This is a genomic window from Pseudomonas sp. 18175 (genome assembly GCF_050432925.1).
Taxonomy (GTDB): domain Bacteria; phylum Pseudomonadota; class Gammaproteobacteria; order Pseudomonadales; family Pseudomonadaceae; genus Aquipseudomonas.
Genome location: NZ_JBKFTO010000005.1, coordinates 154,174 through 174,240 on the forward strand (window position 1 = coordinate 154,174; position 20,067 = coordinate 174,240).

Annotated in this window: 22 protein-coding genes; 12 read left to right on the forward strand and 10 right to left on the reverse strand. The window is 58.4% G+C overall.

The features are described 5' to 3' along the window. Nucleotides 1-481: 481 nt before the first annotated feature. From ACLD1Y_RS08835 to ACLD1Y_RS08845, 3 genes are all read left to right on the forward strand, one after another. Entirely contained in the window at nt 482-727 is a 246-nt protein-coding gene (locus ACLD1Y_RS08835) for a DUF6124 family protein (RefSeq protein WP_429477312.1), read from the forward strand. A gap of 594 nt (nt 728-1,321) precedes the next feature. Beyond that, nucleotides 1,322-1,561: a DUF1778 domain-containing protein gene (locus tag ACLD1Y_RS08840; RefSeq protein ID WP_429477314.1), complete on the forward strand. Its 240-nt coding sequence runs from the start codon at nt 1,322-1,324 to the stop codon at nt 1,559-1,561. A 245-nt stretch (nt 1,562-1,806) separates the two neighbouring features. Beyond that, nucleotides 1,807-2,103 (forward strand): hypothetical protein, encoded by a 297-nt coding sequence (locus ACLD1Y_RS08845; RefSeq protein WP_429477316.1) that lies wholly within the window; start codon nt 1,807-1,809, stop codon nt 2,101-2,103. Nucleotides 2,104-2,167: 64 nt separating this feature from the next. Here the strand turns inward: ACLD1Y_RS08845 and ACLD1Y_RS08850 are convergent, their stop codons facing one another. Continuing rightward, a complete protein-coding gene (locus tag ACLD1Y_RS08850; protein WP_429477317.1) occupies nt 2,168-2,662 on the reverse strand; it encodes a DUF2165 family protein in 495 nt (164 codons plus the stop codon). 206 nt (nt 2,663-2,868) lie between these two features. Between ACLD1Y_RS08850 and ACLD1Y_RS08855 the strand changes: the two genes are divergently transcribed. The 4 genes from ACLD1Y_RS08855 to ACLD1Y_RS08870 are packed head-to-tail and all read left to right on the forward strand — an operon-like array spanning nt 2,869 to nt 7,005. Further along, nucleotides 2,869-3,801 carry a TIGR03756 family integrating conjugative element protein gene (locus ACLD1Y_RS08855; protein WP_429477319.1) on the forward strand — a complete coding sequence of 311 codons (933 nt, stop codon included), beginning with the start codon at nt 2,869-2,871 and terminating at the stop codon, nt 3,799-3,801. Between the two features lie 3 nt (nt 3,802-3,804). Next, nucleotides 3,805-5,160: an integrating conjugative element protein gene (locus ACLD1Y_RS08860; protein ID WP_429477321.1), complete on the forward strand. Its 1,356-nt coding sequence runs from the start codon at nt 3,805-3,807 to the stop codon at nt 5,158-5,160. A 1-nt stretch (nt 5,161) separates the two neighbouring features. Next, nucleotides 5,162-5,503: a hypothetical protein gene (locus tag ACLD1Y_RS08865; RefSeq protein ID WP_429477323.1), complete on the forward strand. Its 342-nt coding sequence runs from the start codon at nt 5,162-5,164 to the stop codon at nt 5,501-5,503. Next, the gene (locus ACLD1Y_RS08870; protein WP_429477324.1) at nt 5,500-7,005 is read left to right on the forward strand and encodes a conjugal transfer protein TraG N-terminal domain-containing protein; all 1,506 of its coding nucleotides are present in this window, start codon (nt 5,500-5,502) and stop codon (nt 7,003-7,005) included. Before ACLD1Y_RS08865 ends, ACLD1Y_RS08870 begins: the two co-directional genes overlap by 4 nt. A gap of 7 nt (nt 7,006-7,012) precedes the next feature. Here ACLD1Y_RS08870 and ACLD1Y_RS08875 read toward each other — a convergent pair whose 3' ends face one another. After that, complete coding sequence (locus tag ACLD1Y_RS08875) at nt 7,013-7,375, reverse strand: DUF3742 family protein (protein WP_429477326.1); 363 nt, start codon at nt 7,373-7,375, stop codon at nt 7,013-7,015. A gap of 220 nt (nt 7,376-7,595) precedes the next feature. Between ACLD1Y_RS08875 and mobH the strand changes: the two genes are divergently transcribed. Continuing rightward, nucleotides 7,596-9,350 carry a MobH family relaxase gene (gene mobH / locus ACLD1Y_RS08880; protein WP_429477328.1) on the forward strand — a complete coding sequence of 585 codons (1,755 nt, stop codon included), beginning with the start codon at nt 7,596-7,598 and terminating at the stop codon, nt 9,348-9,350. Here mobH and ACLD1Y_RS08885 read toward each other — a convergent pair. The 5 genes from ACLD1Y_RS08885 to ACLD1Y_RS08905 form a co-directional block, all read right to left on the reverse strand. Beyond that, the gene (locus tag ACLD1Y_RS08885; RefSeq protein WP_429477330.1) at nt 9,250-10,719 is read right to left on the reverse strand and encodes an L-lactate permease; all 1,470 of its coding nucleotides are present in this window, start codon (nt 10,717-10,719) and stop codon (nt 9,250-9,252) included. The genes mobH and ACLD1Y_RS08885 overlap by 101 nt on opposite strands. Then, a complete protein-coding gene (locus tag ACLD1Y_RS08890; RefSeq protein ID WP_429477332.1) occupies nt 10,716-11,771 on the reverse strand; it encodes an iron-containing redox enzyme family protein in 1,056 nt (351 codons plus the stop codon). The genes ACLD1Y_RS08885 and ACLD1Y_RS08890 overlap by 4 nt, the downstream gene beginning before the upstream one ends. Before the next feature lie 16 nt (nt 11,772-11,787). After that, on the reverse strand, nt 11,788-12,810 hold the full coding sequence (gene sbnB / locus ACLD1Y_RS08895; RefSeq protein WP_429477334.1) for a 2,3-diaminopropionate biosynthesis protein SbnB: 1,023 nt from the start codon (nt 12,808-12,810) through the stop codon (nt 11,788-11,790). A gap of 65 nt (nt 12,811-12,875) precedes the next feature. Next, nucleotides 12,876-13,799 carry a pyridoxal-phosphate dependent enzyme gene (locus tag ACLD1Y_RS08900; protein WP_429477336.1) on the reverse strand — a complete coding sequence of 308 codons (924 nt, stop codon included), beginning with the start codon at nt 13,797-13,799 and terminating at the stop codon, nt 12,876-12,878. Between the two features lie 245 nt (nt 13,800-14,044). Further along, nucleotides 14,045-14,416 carry an NUDIX hydrolase gene (locus ACLD1Y_RS08905; RefSeq protein ID WP_429477338.1) on the reverse strand — a complete coding sequence of 124 codons (372 nt, stop codon included), beginning with the start codon at nt 14,414-14,416 and terminating at the stop codon, nt 14,045-14,047. 316 nt (nt 14,417-14,732) lie between these two features. Here ACLD1Y_RS08905 and ACLD1Y_RS08910 point away from each other — a divergent pair, with 316 nt between their 5' ends. From ACLD1Y_RS08910 to ACLD1Y_RS08925, 4 genes are all read left to right on the forward strand, one after another. Next, the gene (locus ACLD1Y_RS08910) at nt 14,733-15,362 is read left to right on the forward strand and encodes a hypothetical protein (protein WP_429477340.1); all 630 of its coding nucleotides are present in this window, start codon (nt 14,733-14,735) and stop codon (nt 15,360-15,362) included. A 17-nt stretch (nt 15,363-15,379) separates the two neighbouring features. After that, entirely contained in the window at nt 15,380-15,796 is a 417-nt protein-coding gene (locus tag ACLD1Y_RS08915; protein ID WP_429477342.1) for a hypothetical protein, read from the forward strand. Between the two features lie 77 nt (nt 15,797-15,873). Further along, on the forward strand, nt 15,874-16,182 hold the full coding sequence (yecR, locus tag ACLD1Y_RS08920; RefSeq protein ID WP_429477626.1) for a YecR family lipoprotein: 309 nt from the start codon (nt 15,874-15,876) through the stop codon (nt 16,180-16,182). A gap of 170 nt (nt 16,183-16,352) precedes the next feature. Then, nucleotides 16,353-16,790 carry a DUF7256 domain-containing protein gene (locus ACLD1Y_RS08925; RefSeq protein WP_429477343.1) on the forward strand — a complete coding sequence of 146 codons (438 nt, stop codon included), beginning with the start codon at nt 16,353-16,355 and terminating at the stop codon, nt 16,788-16,790. A 326-nt stretch (nt 16,791-17,116) separates the two neighbouring features. Here ACLD1Y_RS08925 and ACLD1Y_RS08930 read toward each other — a convergent pair whose 3' ends face one another. The 3 genes from ACLD1Y_RS08930 to ACLD1Y_RS08940 all read right to left on the reverse strand — a co-directional run bounded on the left by ACLD1Y_RS08930 (nt 17,117) and on the right by ACLD1Y_RS08940 (nt 19,526). Continuing rightward, nucleotides 17,117-17,503, reverse strand: a complete 387-nt coding sequence (locus tag ACLD1Y_RS08930) for a hypothetical protein (RefSeq protein ID WP_429477345.1) — start codon at nt 17,501-17,503, stop codon at nt 17,117-17,119. Between the two features lie 659 nt (nt 17,504-18,162). Then, on the reverse strand, nt 18,163-18,549 hold the full coding sequence (locus ACLD1Y_RS08935) for a hypothetical protein (protein WP_429477347.1): 387 nt from the start codon (nt 18,547-18,549) through the stop codon (nt 18,163-18,165). Next, the gene (locus tag ACLD1Y_RS08940) at nt 18,546-19,526 is read right to left on the reverse strand and encodes a hypothetical protein (RefSeq protein ID WP_429477349.1); all 981 of its coding nucleotides are present in this window, start codon (nt 19,524-19,526) and stop codon (nt 18,546-18,548) included. Before ACLD1Y_RS08940 ends, ACLD1Y_RS08935 begins: the two co-directional genes overlap by 4 nt. Nucleotides 19,527-20,067: the final 541 nt, after the last annotated feature.

Below are 20,067 nucleotides of genomic sequence, written 5' to 3' on the forward strand. Positions count from 1 at the left end.
AGAGAACCCATCAACAATAATCGGCCCACGATCAAAATTCTTGATGGAAGATGACGCTGTCATCCAACATCTAATATTGACTTCCAAAGACTCCAGCATAGGCTTTTACACGTCGCAACTTTGTTGCGGCCGGGTGTCGCAACCTGCAATCGCACGAAGGCGCGGTCCAGCGCCATATGACAGTGGTCGACGCTTCATCTAGATCGGCAGCTGTCCTTCTATGGCAGGCCGTGCGGGGCAGGCTTCGGCCTGGCCGGTTTTCCTTCGTGTGCCGGTTTGCGACCCTCGTACGGTCTGCCACCTTTTCCCCGTGTCGCAACGGTCGGTGGCAGTTCCTTAACGACACGTTGGAGATAAGGAGAATGGCCTATCCCCCTTTTACGCCAGGGCACCGCCCGGCAAGCATCGTACGAAGCCCTAAAGCATCCCGTAGCCAGCTTGCACAACCGCTCCGAGAAGCTGTACCTATGGAGGTTCTGTCATGAACAACGACCTCCCTACGAACGGTCCACCGTCCCGCATTTTCAATGTGCGGCCCGGGCTTAACCCAGAGGAAACCTTGACCAATGCCAGCGAGCTTCTGGCCTCGGCGGTCAGCATGGGCTATCAGGGCGCCTTCGAACTGGTCGGTGCGCAGCGCGACAAGGCACTGGGCATACTGCAGCTCGTGGAGATGGCTCAGATGCTGGTCGATCAGATGCTTGAGCAGCAATACCCAACGGCATGACGCATCTGGCAATAGCCGCTGCGACTCACTCGCAGCGGCCTTCATTGTTGACTTCCAGGCGACCAAGGCAACTTCCTACACGACTTTCAGAACTCATCGAAATATTGAATGGGCGCCTCTGAACCAACGGCGCAGCAAGCTAGCATCTACCCGCTATGTCGATCAGCCGCCTTCAGATTTCACTGACTCTCGGGTTGGGTTTTCTCCGACGCACAGCCTGGTCGCACGATGGAAAAGTACCATCGTCCCTTGCCCCTCCCTATGGACAAGATGCCATGCACGCCGGCTCTCGCTGCATCAGCTTCTACGTTAGCTGTGATGTCCTCAACCAAGCTCAGTTGACCCTGGAAGAACTGAACTTGACCATCGACTCCGCGCTGAAGCTGATCCTAGTGCGCCTTGCCTACGAGGGGGCGCCGCGCTCGTACAGCCCTACAGTGGATACGGACGCCCGCTTGCGTGAGCATGTACGCATAGCCCTGCTGGGCGTCCCTCAAAACGCAACGACTTCAGCGACGAGATGTGCTCAACCTATGACTGAGACAGCACCTGTATCCGGCAAATGAGCTCGGCATAGCAAAGGAGACCCTGCTGATGGCCAACACCACACCGAGTAGTTCTCAGGTGATTTTGCACATACCTCCCCAACAACTCGCGACCCTACGTCGAGCCGCCGAGCTGGCCCATACATCCCTGGCCAACTTCATTCTCGACAGTGCCTGTCGGATCGCCAAGCAGGCCTTGATGGACCCAGCTCCCCCATTAGAACGTGATCTGCAGGGCAACCCCGGGGTGGAAGACCTGCTGAGTCGCCCAGCTCCATGGAATAACTGAGGCTTAGCACGTTGCTGCCGATGGGTGCCCACCAATCAGCGCGAGCAGCCAATTTGTAGCCGATTTCTTTCGGCGCTTGGAGAGCGGGTCGTGGCTTCCGTCTCGATTTCTATCAGCCAATTGTGGCGGGATTTTTGCGCCCATAGACTCCGCCGCCGTAGGGCAAATCCCTGTCCCCTCGACGATTACAACAGGCGGCACGTAGCACAACTCCCTGCCGCCAAGACCTGCAAGGAGCCACACCCATGACCAAGACCTCAACCGTCCTATTGCTTGCACTGACCAGTCTGTTGGCAGGCTGCTCAACCAACCCCAACGTTCTGCAGATGCACAAGGTCACTGCCGAAGCGATCGGCTTGGCATCCACCGATGAGCTGACCATGGGTCCGGTGACCAAGGGAAAGGAAGACTTCCTGGGCGGAGCCGAACTGACGTTCCAAGCAACCACTGCCAAGGGGCGCGTGTTCAACTGCTCGACATTCATGACCCCAGGCATCCTGCTTGATCCACCAACGTACACGCGACTGACCTGCACGAAGTAAGTCCGCTAATCCGGTGCGGGCACTGCACGCACCGGCTACCCAGATGGGCACGACCGCGAAGCGATCAGTCTTTGTCAGCATCCGGCTGGTTGAGAAACACCAAGACACCAAGAATGGCCGCATAGAACTTGAACGCCGCGTTCTGGCCGTTCCACTCCTGCGATTGCCACATCAGAAACCACTCGCCACCGATCACCATGAAGCCAAAGAACCACACCACCAGCCCCATGGTGAGGCCCGCGACGGAACAGGCCTTGGCCCGGTTGAACTGCTGAGCCCTGCCCTGTCGAGCGCGCCACAGCAGCAGCGCACCACCGGCCAGCAAAACGGCCGTCAGCGCCTCACCCGCAATGATCACCCAATAGGCACCGTGCCATAGCCACGGAGCGTTGATCGCACGATTCATGGCCGCATTGCCGGGAAAGGTGGTGTCCATCCTCAGCACATGCTGGACGAAGTAGAAGTTGGAGTTGTAGTCGGTGAAGTTGTTGAACGCCGCCAGTGCCGCGAAGGCCGCCAACATCCCAACCAGGACAATTTTTGCGCAACGAATGACCATGCTGCTTCCCTGAAAAGGTCTGAAACGCCCAGTACGCTACACCTGCACCTGTGCGCAAACTTCGCGATAGGTCTACTTGTGATGTAGGAATCGACTGAATCAATTGCAGATCGAAATAGGGGCATAGACGGCACCTCTTACCCACGCGCCATCGCCCGCATCCCGCGCTCAACTATCCATTGAATTCCCCTGCGGGTAGTTGCCCCATGTACCGCCGACACCGCTTACCCACCGCTGCAAGCCTGGCGCTCCTCCTCGTGACCAGTAGCGCCACCGCTATCGACAGCGCAACGCTGGTCAGTTCCAGCCTGTCCCCCGACTGCCTGGCCTACCGCGTGGTTGGCGTGTGCTACTGGCTGCGCTGTACGCCCTACGGCTGCAAGGTCAAGACTTCGGTAAAGGTGCGCCACTACGTGCCGGATGCTGTGGTATCGAGCTACGCCGACACCGGCGCCAACCCATGGCGCGAGGTTGCGCTGATGAGCCCTACCAATGCCTCGGCTCAAGGTGGCGGTGACAGCACGACCAACCAGGCCAACGAGAACGCGCTGCTCAAGTTCAAGAACGCAGACGTGATCGGCCATCCCGGCACCCTGGTGTTCAATCGTTTTGCCAGCCAGTTCGGCTACAGCTGCACCGGCGCGGGTACCGCGTACATGCCGTACCTGCTGAGCAGCTTCGACTTCCTCGCCTGGCGCTACAACGTGCCCGAGATGTTCTATTCAGAAGCCCTGACACCCGGTGAGCGTGAGGTCGGTGTCAGCGGGGATCTGTGGGGTAGCGTGTATCCGCGCGGCGGCTTTCTGCAGCAGGCGGATGACTACAAGGCCGCTGCCGTGGTCGCCCAGCGCGCCGGCGATGTCGTCACCCGCAGCGGCCAGCCGCACCTCTATCAGTCGCTGCTGGCCAAGGCCCAACCGGGCTATTGGCCAGCTGGTGCGCTACGCGAGAACGATGCCGAGAGCGGCAAATGGCAACGGCTGCAGCCTGACCTGTCGAGGAGTTGCGCGGTGTTTCCAACCGCCGGCGCATTGCCGCAGGCCGAGGACGGCGCCTACGCCTGGGGGCTATGGCGCCCATACAGCTGCTGCAAACGCCAGGGCCAGACCTTTCTCGGCAGCACCGACACAGGGAGTTGAGCGATGAAGACCCACTTCCCCACCGCCCTGCTGGTATTCGGGCTGCTGTGCTTCCCGGCCTACGCCGACGATCCCAATTTCGGCGCCAGCGGCAGCGTGATCGGCGACGACGTGCTCTACAGCATCGGCGGCGGCCGCGCGGTGCCGATGGGACCGGGGGCAAATATGCGCAGCCTCGGCGTCGGCGTGGGCTGGAGCAGCAACATGATCTGCGGTGACATGAGTCTGCAAACTACCTTGCAGAACCAGTTGAACGGCATCACCAACGGCTTCCAGTCGATCATGAGCAGCGTGATCCAGAACGCTACCAGTGCCGTCGCTTCCTTGCCGGCCTTGATCATCCAGCGCGCCAATCCCGGCCTGTACAACCTCCTCACCAACGGCATCCTGCAAGCGCGGCTGGACTTCGACCGCTCCAAGACGACCTGTCGCGCCATGGCTAACCGCATGGCCGATATCGCCGGCAACCAGTCAGGCTGGGAGCAGTTGGCCGAAGGCATGGCGTTGAAAGAAAGCTCCAGCAAGACCGATGCGGTCGCCGCGATTGAGGAGACCGAGGCCAAGCGCGGTAACCGCGGCGTGCCCTGGGTCGGCGGTGGCCAGGCCGGCGGCAGCGGGCAGACGCCAATCAAGGTGGTCGGCGACGTGACCCGCGCTGGCTACAACCTGCTTAACGGCCGCAACGTTACCGATACTTCACCGATTCCACGCGCCAGCTGTGGTGACCGTCTGAGCTGCCAGAGCTGGCCGTCGCCCCAAGCTGCGGCCGATTGGGCCAACCGCGTACTGGGCGAACAAGTTCAACGCACTTGCGACGGCTGCAGCAAGACCGACAGCACGCCCGGCATCGGGCTGACGCCACTGATCCAGGAGGAATACGACGCCAAACTCAAGGCTCTGCTGGACTTGGTCAACAAGCGCCTGCCGACTACCTCGGCCAATCTGGAGGCCGCCGGCAGCAATGCGCTGCCGGTCACCCGTGGTCTGGTCGAGGCGCTGCGCGAAGAGCCCGATCAGGATCTGCTGGGCAGACGCCTGGCTTCCGAGGTGGCGCTGTCGGGCGTGCTGGAGAAGGCCCTGCTGTTGCAGCGCACGCTGCTGACCGGGCGCCAGGAGCCGAATGTGGCGGCCAATGAATTGGCACAACAAGCGGTGGCCCAGGAGAGCGACATGCTGACCCTGGAAATCCAGAACCTGAAGACCGAACTGGAACTGCGCCGCACGCTGGCCGCTAATGCCGCGAGCGAGATCCTGCGGCGCAATCAGTTGCGGGTTGAGGGTTCGCGCGGGGTGTATCAGGGCGATCCGGAGCGCAACCGCATCGAGCAGATCGAACGGCCGGTCGAGGGAGGTCGCTGAGATGCGCCGAGTCTGGATCAAGCACCTATCCACCAGCGCCCGCTATGCCATATGGGCGCTGGGCTTGATCCTCGCCGGGCTGCTGATCAACCTGATCGCCATCGGCCTGCTCGGTGATGCCTCGGCCTGGAGTACCTGGTTGCAGGGTCACAGCACCGGTCTGCTGGTCTGGCGCCTGTGTCTGTATGCCGCAATCCTCTACGGCTGGCGCTGGATGCGTACACGCCTGCTGCAGCGCGAACCCGACGCGGCCGCGCGCCTGCGCCGTGCCGAATGCGCCTGCATCGCGGCGCTGGTGCTGTTGGAAGCCAGCAATGCCCTCACCGGGCCGAGGGCATCATGACCCTGACCACCACCGACTATCTGGAGTACTACCTGACTTTGGTGGGCTGGATCGTCAACAACGGCCTGTGGCAGGTGCTGGTCGCCAGCGGCGTGTTCGCCCTGCCGTTTCTGGCGATCATCCTGCAGGAGTGGTTGCGCGCACGTGCCGAGGGTGCCGACGAAGGCAACAAAGGTGTGCTGTCGGCAATGCGGATCGAGAACCGGGTGTGGGTAGCGATTGTGGTGATCATGTTCGCGGGCATTCCCTTTGTGCCGGTGGACCTGAGCACGCTGCAGTTCGACGAAAGCCGCTCGCGACAGTGCCAGGTGCGTGTCGTCGCGCCGACGGAAACCGGCTGGAACAGCGCCTTTACCACCCTCAACAACCAGAGTGCCGAAGTACCCGTGTGGTGGTTCTTTATGCACGCGCTGTCCAAAGCCGTGACCGGTGCCGCCGTCGCGTCGATCCCTTGTGGCGTGGACCTGCGGCAGATGCGCATGGCCATCGACAGTGCCCGCATCGACGACCCGCTACTGGCCCAGGAAGTTGCCGACTTCACCCGTGATTGCTATGCCCGCGCCCGAGCGCGGCTGTTCATGGATCGCCCAGGATTGAACGAAGAACAGATGAACGATGTGGGCTGGATTGGCTCACGCTTCTTCCTCAACAGTCCCGGCTTCTATGACCGCTATCGCTCAAGCACCCCGCGCAGTGCCTGGCCCTACGATGCAACGCGTGATGCTGGACTGGCCCAGGTGCCCGGTGGCGGCGGGTATCCCGGTTGCCAGCAATGGTGGGGGGATAGCGACCAAGGGCTGCGTGCACGTTTGCTGCAGCAGGTGGATCCCGACGTGTTGACCCGGCTGGCGCGCTGGGCGGGTTTCATGTCGCGTGTGCAGGTGGATGACGCCGTGATCCGCGCCGTGGCCGCGCCAAAGCAGCAGGTGATGAACCAGGGGCAGGTCTACAACGACTACGGTGGCCAGGTGGAAAAGAGCATCCCCAATATCGTTACCCGCGCCACCGCGGATCTGGGCCTGACTGTCGGCTCGCTGGGGTTCTTCCCGGCGATGGATGTGGTGCGCCAGGCACTGCCGATGGTGTTGTCGTTTCTGAAAATGGCCTTGGTGATCTGCCTGCCGCTGGTGCTGGTGATCGGCACCTATGATCTGAAGACCCTGGTTACCGCCAGCTGTGTGCAGTTCGCATTGTTCTTCGTGGATTTCTGGTTTCAGCTGGCGCGTTGGATCGACAGCACAATCCTGGATGCGCTCTACGGCAGCGGCGCACCACACAGCAACTTCAATGTGCTGTTTGGGTTGAACAATTCGTTTGGGGATATGTTGCTGAATTTCGTAATGGCGATGATGTTCATCGTCATGCCGTCATTCTGGATACTTGCTCTAGGGCTAGCGGGCGTTCGCGCCGGAAATGTGCTGCAAGGCTTGGCAAACGCAACCGGAGACGCTAAGTCAGCCGGAGGATCTGGGGCAGGAACAGCCATGAAGATTGGGAAGTAGACATCATTCAATCGTCCTCGAATACGTGCGGATCTATTCGGAACTCATCTCGCGTGTACAAGCCAAATCCTGATTGACCATTTCGCCACTCAACATCGGGGGTCCGGTACGACAAGTCGCTTCGCGCAATACCCCGACCGATTAGCCACAAGCCAATGCAAATCATCGCGAGCAGGATGGAAAAACTCAGCAACAGAGCCAACGCGCTCAGGCGCAGACACCAGGCCACGATTCGGGCGCCTTTTGCAGGAACCCCGAGCCCAACAAGCCACAGACGCAACCGCTGCTCCTGCTGCATCAGGTTCCGATAGGCTCGTCCAAGCCAGCGTCCAAACCGCTCGGCCTTAGTGTTTTTAGGATGACCGCTCATGGTATTCACCTCTACGACGATGGGCTTTTCAGCACTCCAGTTCGAGGATGGGTATGTGGCAATAGTTATCACACCTTTTCCCGGATTTGCGTGCCGCCCGTCAGCAAAAATGGCAAGAAACGGCTGACGCAAAGGACACAACGGAAGGGTTCATCAATGGCAAAGGCCTTACCCAGAAAAGGCAAAGGGCACTCCCGCCGTGCACACTTCGGAGGACGCCATGTTCCAGTGGTTGCGCCCTCGCAAAGGCACAGCTGAAGCTCTCACTCCCGCCAGCAATCAAGCCTCTGCCCGCTGGCTTCGTCCGCAGTCGGCAGCGGAGCTGTTGGCTATCCCCCATCGCCAGGCACTGATAGAGCAGATCTGGCAGCGCACCGCCGTCTCGCCGGCGCAATTCGCCCTGCTCTACCGCGCGCCACTAGAACGCTACGCCGAGCTGGTGCAGTTGCTCCCCGCTTCGGAAAGCCACCACCACGCCCATCCCGGTGGACTTCTGGACCATGGCCTGGAGATCGTGGTCTGCGCCCTGAAGCTGCGCCAATCCCATCTGTTGCCGCCGGGCAGTCCGCCAGAGATCCAGACCCAGCAGGCCGAAGCCTGGACCGCCGGCATCGCCTACGCCGCGCTGCTGCATGACATTGGCAAGCTGGCCACCGACTTGCGGGTGGAAGATCAACACGGCAATCGCTGGCAGCCCTGGCACGGCCCTCTGCACCAGCCCTATCGCTTTCGTCACCTCTCGGACCGGCAACACCGTCTGCACAGTGCCGCCGCCGGGCTGCTGGCTGGCGCCGTGCTCGGGCGCGAGCCGCTGGACTGGCTCAGTGGTTTTCCTGATCTTTGGGCCGCCCTGCTCCTGACGTTGGCCGGCCAGCACGAACAGGCCGGGATCCTCGGCGAGTTGGTGATCCGCGCCGACCAAGCCTCCGTCGCCCGCGCCCTCGGTGGCGACCCGGTCCAGGCCCTGGCTGCCCCGCGCCACGCACTGCAACGCAAGCTGCTCGACGGACTGCGCTACCTGCTGCACGACGTGCTCAAACTCAACCAGCCCGAAGCCTCAGACGGCTGGCTCACCGACAACGCCCTGTGGCTGGTGAGCAAGACCGTCTCGGACAAGCTGCGCGCTCATCTGCTGTCACAAGGCATCAGCGGCATTCCCGAGCGAAACACCACCCTGTTCAACATCCTGCAGGAACACGGCCTGGTGTTGGCCAACCCCGAAGGCAAGGCGATCTGGCGCGCCACGGTACGCAGCGATAGCGGCTGGACCCAGACCTTCACCCTGCTCAAGTTGGCCCCATCGTTGATCTGGGAACCCGAGCAACGCCCACCGCCATTTGCCGGCAACGTGCAGATGGAGGCAATCGCAGAACCTACCGAGACGTCCGACGCACCAGCCCAAGGTGACGCAAGCCCCGAGCCCCCTGCCCCAATGCCTCAGAAGACCGAGGCGTCCCCCGGCGAGCTGTTCCTGCAATGGCTACGCGAAGGTTTACTGTTGCAACGCCTGGCCCTGAATGACGCAAAAGCCCTGCTGCACACTGTGGACGGCACCCTGTTCCTGGTCAGCCCAGGCATCTTCCGACGCTACCTGCAGGAGCACCCCGAAGCCACCCACAACGCCCAGCATGAAGACAGCAGCGATTGGCAATGGCTGCAAAAGCAGTTCGAACGATTGGACCAGCACCGCAAACGCCCCGACGACCTCAACCTCTGGACCTGCGAAGTGTTCGGCCCGCGACCGGGAAAACGCTTGCATGGATACCTCCTATTACATCCGCAGTCGGTACTGCCATCGGTGCCATTCAACAACCCTTACCTGCGCCTGCTTGGCGATTCGGCCCGCGCAATCTCTGACGCCGAGTCTCTCGCAGTCACCCTGCAAACCGATACACCACCCAAGTCGCCAACGTCATCGCCGGCAGCAACACAAGCGCCACACGCAACCCATACTTCAGCAGATGATGTTCCTTGATTGGCTCTTCCCCCTCTTCCTGTGAGGTCACATCCTTGGCAATGGTCAGGACCAGCACAATGATCGGAATCGAGGTGAACACCGCATGCCCGGCACCGCTGTTCTGCGCGGCGGCAAACGACGCAGCGGACCCAAGATGCGCGCCGATGCCGCTTTGTACTGCCATCATCAGCGCGTTGCCGCTCAAGTTCGAACCGGTGATAAAGCCGCTGGCCATGCCAATTAAGGGCGAGAACAGCATCAGCAACTCGCCATTCCACTGCCCAAGGGCACTGGCGAAGGCGTCGACCATACCGCTCTGACGCATCACCTGGGCCAGGGCTATAAATGCGAACAGGCTCAGGCACGCGGTCCAGGCTCTGGTCAGCAGGGTCTTGTGCGGCAGCGCAATGGGCCGACTCAGGAACAACAGCACCGCCACCACCAGCAGCGCCATGCCCGGGCTGGTCAGTACCTTGAGCGACACTTCGCTACCGGACAGTACCCACGCCTCGCTGAGAAGCGCATACGCACCAGGTACGAAACGCTCCAGAACGATCAACAGCAGCACAGCGCCATAAGGCAGGAAGGCACGCAGCGCACGCCGGTGCTCCTGCGGCTCGGTCACTTCGATGTATTTAGGCAGCAATAACGCACCGACCAGACAGACCACCATGCCGGAAAGAACACCAGCAATTTCGGTCAACTGCAGCCAATTGAACAACAGCAAAACGCCGGACAGCCCAAAGCTCAGGCTCAATGCCGCCGGCAAGCTACTGCGGACTGCCGCTGCGCCGCCGATCACCTGCAACGCCACCAGGGACAACAGTGGAAACACCAGCGCACTGGTCAGGGCGCTGTACCAGCCCAGGGTGGCCACCGGCAGCCCCGACAAGGTCGCGCCCACCACCGTGGCCAACGCCAACGTGCCCCACGGCATGATGTTCATGCCCAGCATCGACAGACGATAGGCGGCCGGCGCGCTGAACAGATGAAACAGGATCGGGATCGACAGGAACAGTGAAACCCCAAAGCCGGTCAGGGACTCCACCGCTGGCACCAAACCGAACAACAGCAACAGCGTCTTGTGCTCGCGGCTGTACGGCAGCCGTTCCACCCACTGCTGAATGGTATCGACGATGCCCCGCCCCCTGAGCAAGGCATTGAAGTACAACCCCGGCAGAATCACCATGGCTGCGCTCAGGGTGAGGATGATGGTGTCCAACAAGGCCGCGACCACACCTTCCGAAGACAGCGTGAAACCATCCTGCCAGCCGATCAGGGCCAAAGCGACCATCAGCCCGGCGCCCGCGCCCACGGCTGCCGAACGCCGGGCCACCAGGATGACCAGCGCGCAGGCAAGCAGTGGCAGTACTGCCAAGGCACTCATGGCCGGCCTCCGGCATCAATTACCTTGAGATGCTCCAGAAGCAGACGATACTGGTTCTCGCCAGCCGCCACCGCCAAATGCGCACCACGAATGATGTCCACAAGGTGCGCAAGGCTCAAGGGCGGCACCTGATCCTGAATACCGTCCAGCAGTTCACCTGCGTGGAGCGGATCGATCGAACAATGTGCAGCGAAGTACACGTCTGTATCGGGATGCGACAACCCCACACGCTCCAGGCCGATCAAAAGCCTTTGGAAGTGCGGCCTTACCCACGCTTCGGTGGTAGTGAAAAATCCATAGGCCCGGTACTTATGGCCTGGACGGGTCAGCAAGGCGTTGAACGCATTGGAGGAGATAGACGCGCACCAGGGCATCTGTGTTTTTCGGAAGGCCCTGAGCCCCTCCCAGTCGTCAGTGTGCTCAAGCAGCCGCCGCAGCCAGTAGGTATGAAAGTTGGCCAGCCGCCCATTGCCAAATTCATCCCACAGATTGGCACCGGCCATACGCTTTAAATTTCCCTGTAACCCGCAGACCAGCAGTGCCACTTCGTCATCCACCACTTCGTTACGGCATACCTCCAGCCGCAGGAAAATTTTCAACGCCTGCGCCGAAGCGTCGTCGCGCAGGTAGTCGAACAGCTCATGTCCGACGCCGGCATTGGTCTCGACATAGCCGCGCAGATAGTCGAAGGCTGCCTCAGGGCTTTCGAATACGGGTACTGCCGCCGCATCCAGCCAGAGATTCAGGTAGACCTCTTCAATCTGGACCTTGGCGCGCTGAAGTTTGATTTCCAGCTCTGGATCGGTACTCAGATAGCAAGGGCTGTCGGGGTAGCCATACACATAGGCATAGATCCCCGCCAACGCCTGGCTGAGAAAGGCACCGGCCTTGTCCCAGGAACGACGTACCACGCCGGACAGCGCCGCCTTCTGCTCCTCCTGCTCGGCGTGCAGAAACGTCTCGAATGCCGGGTCATAGCCAGAGAAAGGTTCAACCACCGGCCAGTCATGACTTTGAAGCGGTCCGGGCAGCGAGTTCAGATGCTTGCGCATAGCATTCCTCCTGTCGCTAGGCTGATTGCACATAGGGAGCTGGAAAGAACCGAGGCACCGAGGTGACCGGCTGAATGCGCGGGTCAGCGATGATCGCCCTGGCCACGGCCAGATCCAAAATGCCCATACCGAACGGCGAGTAGATGCGGGGCTTATCGGGATCGGGCTGAACGCGCCCGCTGATCAGGTCGGCGATGTTCAACTGGATGAAAGCGCGGTTGCCATCCTGCTGCTCGGTCAGATGCAATGAGGTGTCTGCTTTCATGCAGTGGTCGATGTCATCGGCCACGTTCTGCGCAGTGCGGATCACCCTGGGTGACAGGTCGCGCAGCGACAGGTGAATGAGGGTCGGCCGGTGCAACAGCCACTCCGGCGCATCGATATGCGGTGCGATGGCCGACGTGGCAAACAGCACCACATCGGATGACGCCACCGCGACCTCCAAGGAGACGCCCGTTGCCTTGATGGCGCGCCGCTCCAGTTTGGCGCTGAATTGTTGAACACGCTCGGGCCGCTGATCAAACAACTGCAGAGGGCCGAAGGTCCATCCCAGGTCACACAGCAAATTCACGCAAGCCAGACTGATCGGCCCGCAGCCCACCACGCCCAGGCGGCCGATATGCCGTCGGCGTTGCGTCACCTGCAAGTACTGGATACCCACCACAGCTGAGGCGGCCGTTCTGGCAGCACTGATCAGACTGCCTTCCAGACATGCCAGCGGGTAGCCGGTGGCGCGGTCATTGACGATGATCAGCGCCGACGCACGATCCAGGCCGCGCTCCAGGTTGCCGGGGAAGCTGGCTACCCATTTGAGCCCCGCCACCGGCACCTCATTTTCCAGCGTCGCCGGCAACGCGATGATCCTGTTGTACGGGTCGTCACGAAAGCGCAGGAAGTAACTGTTGGGGTTCTCGGCCTTGCCCGCGTGATACGCCAGGTAGGTGTCGCGCACGATGTAGAACAGCGACTGTGCATTGCCTCGCAACCAAGCCTGCACCTGGTCAGCGCCGTACACATCAAGGGTTGGTGTGGTGGTCATCAACAACACCCTCTCCGAAGGTCTCGGACACCCATGCATCGTTGTAAAGAGTGTCCAGGTAACGATCACCCATGTCCGGCGAAATCGCGACAATCACCGCACGGGGATCGATTTGCGGCAACAGCTTTTGCACCCCACACAGCACGGGGATCGATTTGCGGCAACAGCTTTTGCACCCCACACAGCACGGTGCCCGACGAACCGCCGAGCAGCAGCCCGCGTCTGAGTAGCTGGCGGCACATGCGCACAGTCTCGCGCTCTTCAATCATCAAAAATTGGTCGTAAATCACATCCCGACTGATCGGCGGCGGCGAGCTGGCCCCAAGCCCTGGAATGAATCTCGGGCCCGGCGACGTGCCGAACGTCACAGAACCCACCGAGTCCACGCCGACGAGCTGCGTCTTTGGATGACGCTCCTTGAAGAACTTTGACAGGCCTCCCAATGTGCCCGTGGTACCCGTGCCGACGAATAGATAGTCGATACGCGGGAACGACTGTTCGATATGCATGGCCGTGTGTTCGTAGTGAGCCTCCGGGTTGCAGGGGTTCTCATACTGGTTGACCCAGACCAGCGCGGGATCCTCCTCCAGCATCATGCGAATGAGCGCCATACGGGTACCGACAAAACCGCCGTTTTCGTCGCGCTCCTGGACGATAATCAATCGCGCACCGTAGGCCTCGATCAGCCTGGCGGTCTGCGGCGAGATGTTCGGGTCGGACACACAGATGAAGCGGTAGCCGCGCGAGGCACAGATCATGCTCAACGCCAGCCCCAGGTTGCCGGATGAGCTTTCGATCAGCGCACTGCCGGGACTCAGGCGCCCTTCGCGTTCGAACTGATCGACCATGGCCCTGGCCGGTTTGAGCTTGATCGAGTGGGTGATCGAAAGCCCTTCGATCTTCAGGTAGATGTCGTGCGGATGATCGGCGAGTTGGGTTTTCAGGAAGACATCATCCAGCACGAGGTCTTCCGGTCTGACAGCGAGCATATGGTCCCCCTTGCTCTGTACGGCTGGCGTCAGTGAACGAAGTGACCATCGGGGTTGAGTATTTGAGGCGCTAAGGCAGGATCAAAGCAGAAATCCCGCATGGTCTGTGGACGGCCATGATCGCCCAAGCACCGGTAGCACTCGCAAGCGATAAAATCTCACATAGCAAGTGTGCTCAGCTCAAAGCTCAAGCCACAGCGAAGCGGCGAAGCGTATGCGCTGGAGACCATAGCCGATCGAGAGTCCTACCCAGCTTGACATGCCTGCCAGTAGAACTCGGGAAGATGGTCTGGCCGTTGCCCTGCCATATCTACCCAGCGATACGCCGTGTGCTCTTCGCTCAGCGACAGCTCTGCATTGCCCGCCGCGAACTCACAGCGAAAAAAGACCAGCAGCACACGCTTGCCTGGAAGGATTTCGCAGGAGCGACTTCCGACATAAACCGTGGCAGTTACATCCAGACCACACTCTTCCTGCACCTCACGTACCAGCGCATCTTCCAGGTTCTCGCCGGCTTCCGGCCTACCGCCGGGCAACTCCCACTCCCCTCGGGGATTCTTGACGAAAAGCACGCCGCGAGGGCTGTGCAATATGGCTTTGGCACTGATGGGTTCCATATGAACTCTCCTGTATATGCAGTGGCGTAGACGGCGGGCTTCCGCTGCGCAAAATGATTCCGGCTTCAGAACTGCGACGACCAGCATCTAGCCAACCGCATCTCTACTTACCTCGCGTTCACTCATACAGCAACCCCATCCTTTGGCTTTGCAAGACCTCTCCTACAGACCTCGCTCATGGATTCGCAGGAGGCGTCCTGATTACGCCCACGCAATTGAAGTGGCCAGACGGCGCTGCCTAGGATGTCGCGGCACGCCAACTCCGTGTTGAGCAACCTGCACTCACATCCCTGCGACCTAAGGACTCAAATCGACCATGCGTAACAACACTCTCCGCTTGCGACAGCGGCTGCTCGCTTGCTCATCCTTCGCCCTTCTATCGCTCAATGCGGCACCCGCATTGGCCACCGATTGGTGGATGATTTTCGGCACTGGCGACACGCCCAATCGGGATATTTTTTTTGCTGATGCACAGTCCGTGAAGCCTGCAAAAGAACATCCACAAAACAAGCTGCTGAATATCATGCAAGTGTTTGAAAACCCCAACAGCCCCAACTATGTCAGCTACACCCTTGAGCTGCGTTGTCCTGAGCGACAACTCCGAGTGAACTCAGCCACCGCCTACCTGCGTGCTGGCGCTACCACGGTACTACCGGCTCCTAAAGGCTGGATTCCTGTGCCCAAGAGCTGGTTGGAGCGTGGCTATGATTTCGCCTGCGCCCCGGACAAACGCAAGTCCAACGCCATGTCGTCGATGGGTCTCGGCTCCCTCGAAAATGCACAACTGGTGGCGATCACGCAACAGGGCTTGTTCAAGCAGTTACCAGGCAACCAGCCGATTCGGATTGAGTCCACCAAGAGCAGCACTGAGGACGTGATGCGCGACCTCAACTTCCTCTTGGGCGCCCCCGCAAAAAAATTACCTTCAGCGCCTTCGGCACGTTAACGCGACGAGTGATCGACATGAAATACAAAGGCGCATTGGCCCTGGCAATCGTGCTGCTACAAACCGGCTGCGTGAGTTTCGACACCGTCCCTGAGATGTACGCGCGCAGTCAGTGGAAGGGCCGGCCGGCGCAGGACGCCATCAATTTCTTTGGTCCGCCACAGAAAATGGACCGCACCACTGACGGCAAACGCGTGGTGATGCAGTGGTATCTCGACACCTCCTACAACACCAACGAAGTAGTCGCACAAGGCGCGGAGCGACATGGCAACGTGATGGTGCATACCAGCTATTGGGCGACGGTACATAAACCCAAGCGTTGCATCATTTCGGTCACCGTCGACCAGGACAGGAAGGTCGTCGAATTCGAGGCGGATAAAGGCAAGATGTTGCTGTCCGGTGGCTGCAAATCGGTCAAGTTCGGGCCGCCCTAACCCGACGACACAGTGCGCTCGCTAAACAAAAATCGGCTTACAACAGACACTCTCAATCATAAGGAAGACCAACCATCATAAAGCCAATCATTGCAGCTCTACCCCTCACCTTGCTGCTGCTCGCAGGCTGCGCAACGCCGAAATTTTGGGAAGCCACAGGAGGGAGCAAAGCCGACGGCGTCGTTCAACTGTCCTATGAACAAGGGCAGTTTGAAAACGGCCAAAGCGACGCCGCCCAAGGCTTGAAGATTGCCACGGGGCGCTGTCAGTTCTGGGGCTACAAGAGCGCCGAACGTTCAGGGCCGGAAAAATCCGTATGCCGCACCATGGGGCAATTCCAGTGCTTGGAGACCACCGTCACGCAGGATTACCTCTGCCAAAAGTGACATCGGATCAAGGCGTCGTTGCGGGCGGGGAAGACAGCCCTCACCCCGCCCGGCGACAGGCATAGGTGTCGCCTTCAACCAGGTACTGGGCAACTTTCATAAAATTCCTATTGTGCGGCTGTCTCGGTCAAAAACACCCTTTGACATCTCGTTCACACCCCCACTGCACCATGCCACAGCCCGCTCACCGCCTCGACTGCGCACGCCTCGCTCTTCTGCGTCCAGGCGATTCTTTGGAGCAACTGCAGGCAGCATTGGGGGACGCCTGGTATGCGCCACGGCTGGAAGATGACGGTTGGTGGCGGCCCGCCCGACGATTGGACGGGTTCATGGCACGCATTGGGGCGGATACACGACTGGCGTCGGTATGCTTCTACGGCAACTTCTCCATGCGCTGCCATGTGGAAGGACTGCACATCAATTTACCGTTGGAGTCCGCGCAGGCGCGGCAGCCATCACTGCGCAGACTGGAATCTGTCTCTGGTCCACGCCGTGATGTGCATCACATGCATTGCCGTCGCGGTTATCACCTCTACGTACAGGTATTCCGGGGGCGTATTTGGCGCATGTGCCTGGATGCCCCCAACGAGCAGCCGCACTTCACTTGAAACGCCGTCCCCGCCTTAGTGGCGATAGGTCATTGAAGCAGTTCTGGAATGGCCTGCGAATGCTGGAGGCCTCATGCAAACATTCGCTCTGCTTGATTGAGGCCACATCCGCCCTGTGAAAGTATGCATCGGGTCGGTCACTTAACAGCGGGATGAGAATCCGCAGTGGTAGCTACCGTGATCAAAAAATTGCTCACGCTCCGTCATCGACCACCTAAGTTCGAGCTTGAACAAATATTCGCCCGAAGATGCCACATCAACTCTAACGATGACAGCTTTGCCATCGTTCTACCCAAGTGAATAGGTAGCTATTTATCAACAAACAACTATCTTAATTTCAGAACCACATAAACAATAATCAACCAGACTATAGAAACCACCAATAGAGCCATATTTACTTTCAAAAGCCGTAAGAGATGCGGCGGAAAGTTTGCGGCATCATGGGCATCCAAGAAGCCTCTACGTATCTCAAGCTTAGGCCAAATAAGCATGCCGCCTATTTGATGTATCAAAATAGTCTTCCCCACGATGCCCAAAGATTCGAATATTGCCAAATAAACAGAGACCTGACGGCTATTTTCCAATGCCTTGAGCATTGCGGAAAGATGCCGGCATAAATAAAGGGTGTTTAATATACACACAAAACTCGTAAATATAGGTCCTCCTGTAAAAAGAATTGCCCACCATGAATTCCAGAAAGTATCTCCAATCATGGCCGGCTTGCCTCATAAATTGTTTCCCCAATGGATTCACCCGCTGCTCCTCCGGCTTCACCCCCTATCCAAGCTCCAATTCCTGTACCCACCTCTACGACAACGCCACACACCAGGCGCCCACTTCCGCCTACTGGTGCGGTGAGTGCAGCAATGCCTATACATGTTTCTGCGGCAACGGCATCTCCGCCCCAGGCGCCCGTCGCCCCACTTCCAACTGCCCCCATAATTGACCGTCCCCCATAAATTTTATCCTTTTGCATTCCTCGCTATCAGGAGTTGCACGAATGACCAATCCCGGTACCACTGCACCAATACCAATGTAGCGCCCGGCCTTCATATACTTAGTAGCACGACCAATCGAACGCAGGTGGGTGGCACATCCGGAGATTTGCCCAGGGTCACCAACTTTATCCCAATGGCGAACCAGCCCTCAACTTTATATGCCAAGTGCGCATTTTTCAGTTTTTCATAGTCACGGAACGACGTAAGATTACGAACACGAGCAGATTTAAGCAATTGAGCACTGGACTGAGTGAGTCACTACTTACGATCATTGAAATTTAGGAGAGCGGACATGACCATATCGACGATGAATCTATTGATGTAGATGCCATATCTCCCGCAAGGTCTTACGCAGTTCAACTAGATCAACCCACCTATCTAAATTTGAGCACCACGCACACGACAACCAACCACACAATAGATATTACCAACAGCGCCATATTCATCTTCAAAAGCCGCAAAAGATGCAATGGAAAATTTGTGACATCGCGCGAATCTAACAACCCCATACGTATCTCAACCTTAGGCCAGATGAGCATGCCAGCTATTTGAGTCACTAAACAAATCTCTCCAAACACCCCCATGCCTTTTAATATTCTCGAGTAAAGAATTATTTGTCGACTATTCTCCAGAGCCTTAATCATCACAGGAAGATATCTACTTATATAGAGACTATTAACAATAAATACCATACCAACAAATATAGGGCCTGCAGAAAAGAGGATTGCCCACCATGATTTCCAAAATGTATCTCCTGTCATGGAAGACTCCCTTCGTAGATGGTTTCTCCAGCCAGCTCACCCGCATTGCTACCGCCCTCACCCCCCAACCAAGCTCCGAGTCCTGTCCCCACGACAACGATAACTCCACAAACCACGCCACCACTGCCGGCCGTGGCTGCGCCAATACCGATGCATATCTTTCCGGCAATGAAGCCTCCACTTGCCCCCCCAGCCACTCCACCTACAACAGACCCCATAAATTTCCCGCCCTCTGTGAACTTTACTCTCTTACATTCCGGACTATCGGGAGCGGCACTGCACACCTCCTGAATTCTCAATCCCGATGCGACTCCACCTAAAAAAACTCCTGCATACCCACCTGCTTTCATATACTTGGCGGCACGACTAATTGAATTTACATGGGTTGCATACCCAGGAATCTGCCCGGGGCCGCCAGCCCTATTCCAATGATGAACCAGGCTTCGACTTGATATTCCAAGCGCATTTTTCAGTTTGTTATAGTCACCGAACGACGTGAGATTACGAAGACGGGCAGACTTAAGCAATTGAGCATCTAGGCGACTGAGTAAACGCTTACGTTCACTGAAAAAATCGGGAGATCGAAGATGCCCATGCTGACGATAGCTATCTTGATGCAGGCGTTCTATCTCCAGCAAAGTTTTGCGCAACTCGGTTAGGTGTTGCCCCATAACTGCACTACTAACCCCCATCCAAGTAGAACTACCACTGACGAATTGTTCAATTTCCGCGCGGTTGCGATACATGAAGTCCGCTTCCTCATGCGTCAATGGCTCCAGTGCTGCCCTCACTTCACGTGCAGCCGACATCAACTTTTGTTCGTCTGGGGTACAGACCGTACTTGGCAGATCGCTAAGCACAATCATCGTGCCAGCCTTGATGTAGCTGTCCAGTTCAGGATTGAGGTCACTGAATTTTCGAAGTGCGCTATTCGGAATGTTCTCAAACAGGGTGTCGAACATATCTTTGGCGGTCATGCTGTAAGGAACAATATAAAAACCTGGCCCCAGCGCGGGTACAGGCTCTGAGAGGTACGGGCCACTATAAGTAGAATTTCCAGGTCTAGGACAAGCGTCCTGACTCTGATCATTTGGGCTGGCTGGAGTACATACGCCTGAGGGTGAAGAGGCGGATGCACCGTAACCTCTAGGAGACCTGGTGTTGCTTTCTCCGTTGGACACAGAGCTAACTCCGTTTAATAGCAAGGGGAACAAATTCTATCAAACAGCCAAATGTCAGTGCCGCAGCAAGGTTAAATAAAGAAGGGTCCTACATCCTTTGCTTGAATGGGTCGTTGGTAGCAAATATAAACACACTGTGTGTCTTATGTTCTGGCCACCGCAGGGTGCCTGCAGCAATGGCAAACATTGCGCTGCTTTAGACTGCGGCTAAATGCCATTAGCACATTCGGGCTAATAGCATTCGTAAGGGTTCAGTATCAATATGAAGTGGCACACCCCTACGACCTACTAGAGTCTAACTACATGAACATAAAGAAAACTGCTTGCGCAACGGTGA

Coding starts and splice junctions, on each gene's coding strand:
- ACLD1Y_RS08925 (WP_429477343.1), top strand. CDS start 16,353: ATGCCACAGCCCGCTCACCGCCTCGACTGCGCACGCCTCGCTCTTCTG.
- ACLD1Y_RS08835 (WP_429477312.1), top strand. CDS start 482: ATGAACAACGACCTCCCTACGAACGGTCCACCGTCCCGCATTTTCAAT.
- ACLD1Y_RS08930 (WP_429477345.1), bottom strand. CDS start 17,503: ATGATTGGAGATACTTTCTGGAATTCATGGTGGGCAATTCTTTTTACA.
- ACLD1Y_RS08900 (WP_429477336.1), bottom strand. CDS start 13,799: ATGCTCGCTGTCAGACCGGAAGACCTCGTGCTGGATGATGTCTTCCTG.
- ACLD1Y_RS08875 (WP_429477326.1), bottom strand. CDS start 7,375: ATGAGCGGTCATCCTAAAAACACTAAGGCCGAGCGGTTTGGACGCTGG.
- ACLD1Y_RS08870 (WP_429477324.1), top strand. CDS start 5,500: ATGACCCTGACCACCACCGACTATCTGGAGTACTACCTGACTTTGGTG.
- ACLD1Y_RS08940 (WP_429477349.1), bottom strand. CDS start 19,526: ATGACCGCCAAAGATATGTTCGACACCCTGTTTGAGAACATTCCGAAT.
- ACLD1Y_RS08885 (WP_429477330.1), bottom strand. CDS start 10,719: ATGAGTGCCTTGGCAGTACTGCCACTGCTTGCCTGCGCGCTGGTCATC.
- ACLD1Y_RS08890 (WP_429477332.1), bottom strand. CDS start 11,771: ATGCGCAAGCATCTGAACTCGCTGCCCGGACCGCTTCAAAGTCATGAC.
- ACLD1Y_RS08855 (WP_429477319.1), top strand. CDS start 2,869: ATGTACCGCCGACACCGCTTACCCACCGCTGCAAGCCTGGCGCTCCTC.
- ACLD1Y_RS08840 (WP_429477314.1), top strand. CDS start 1,322: ATGGCCAACACCACACCGAGTAGTTCTCAGGTGATTTTGCACATACCT.
- ACLD1Y_RS08845 (WP_429477316.1), top strand. CDS start 1,807: ATGACCAAGACCTCAACCGTCCTATTGCTTGCACTGACCAGTCTGTTG.
- mobH (WP_429477328.1), top strand. CDS start 7,596: ATGTTCCAGTGGTTGCGCCCTCGCAAAGGCACAGCTGAAGCTCTCACT.
- sbnB (WP_429477334.1), bottom strand. CDS start 12,810: ATGACCACCACACCAACCCTTGATGTGTACGGCGCTGACCAGGTGCAG.
- ACLD1Y_RS08850 (WP_429477317.1), bottom strand. CDS start 2,662: ATGGTCATTCGTTGCGCAAAAATTGTCCTGGTTGGGATGTTGGCGGCC.
- ACLD1Y_RS08865 (WP_429477323.1), top strand. CDS start 5,162: ATGCGCCGAGTCTGGATCAAGCACCTATCCACCAGCGCCCGCTATGCC.
- ACLD1Y_RS08905 (WP_429477338.1), bottom strand. CDS start 14,416: ATGGAACCCATCAGTGCCAAAGCCATATTGCACAGCCCTCGCGGCGTG.
- ACLD1Y_RS08860 (WP_429477321.1), top strand. CDS start 3,805: ATGAAGACCCACTTCCCCACCGCCCTGCTGGTATTCGGGCTGCTGTGC.
- ACLD1Y_RS08910 (WP_429477340.1), top strand. CDS start 14,733: ATGCGTAACAACACTCTCCGCTTGCGACAGCGGCTGCTCGCTTGCTCA.
- ACLD1Y_RS08915 (WP_429477342.1), top strand. CDS start 15,380: ATGAAATACAAAGGCGCATTGGCCCTGGCAATCGTGCTGCTACAAACC.
- ACLD1Y_RS08935 (WP_429477347.1), bottom strand. CDS start 18,549: ATGACAGGAGATACATTTTGGAAATCATGGTGGGCAATCCTCTTTTCT.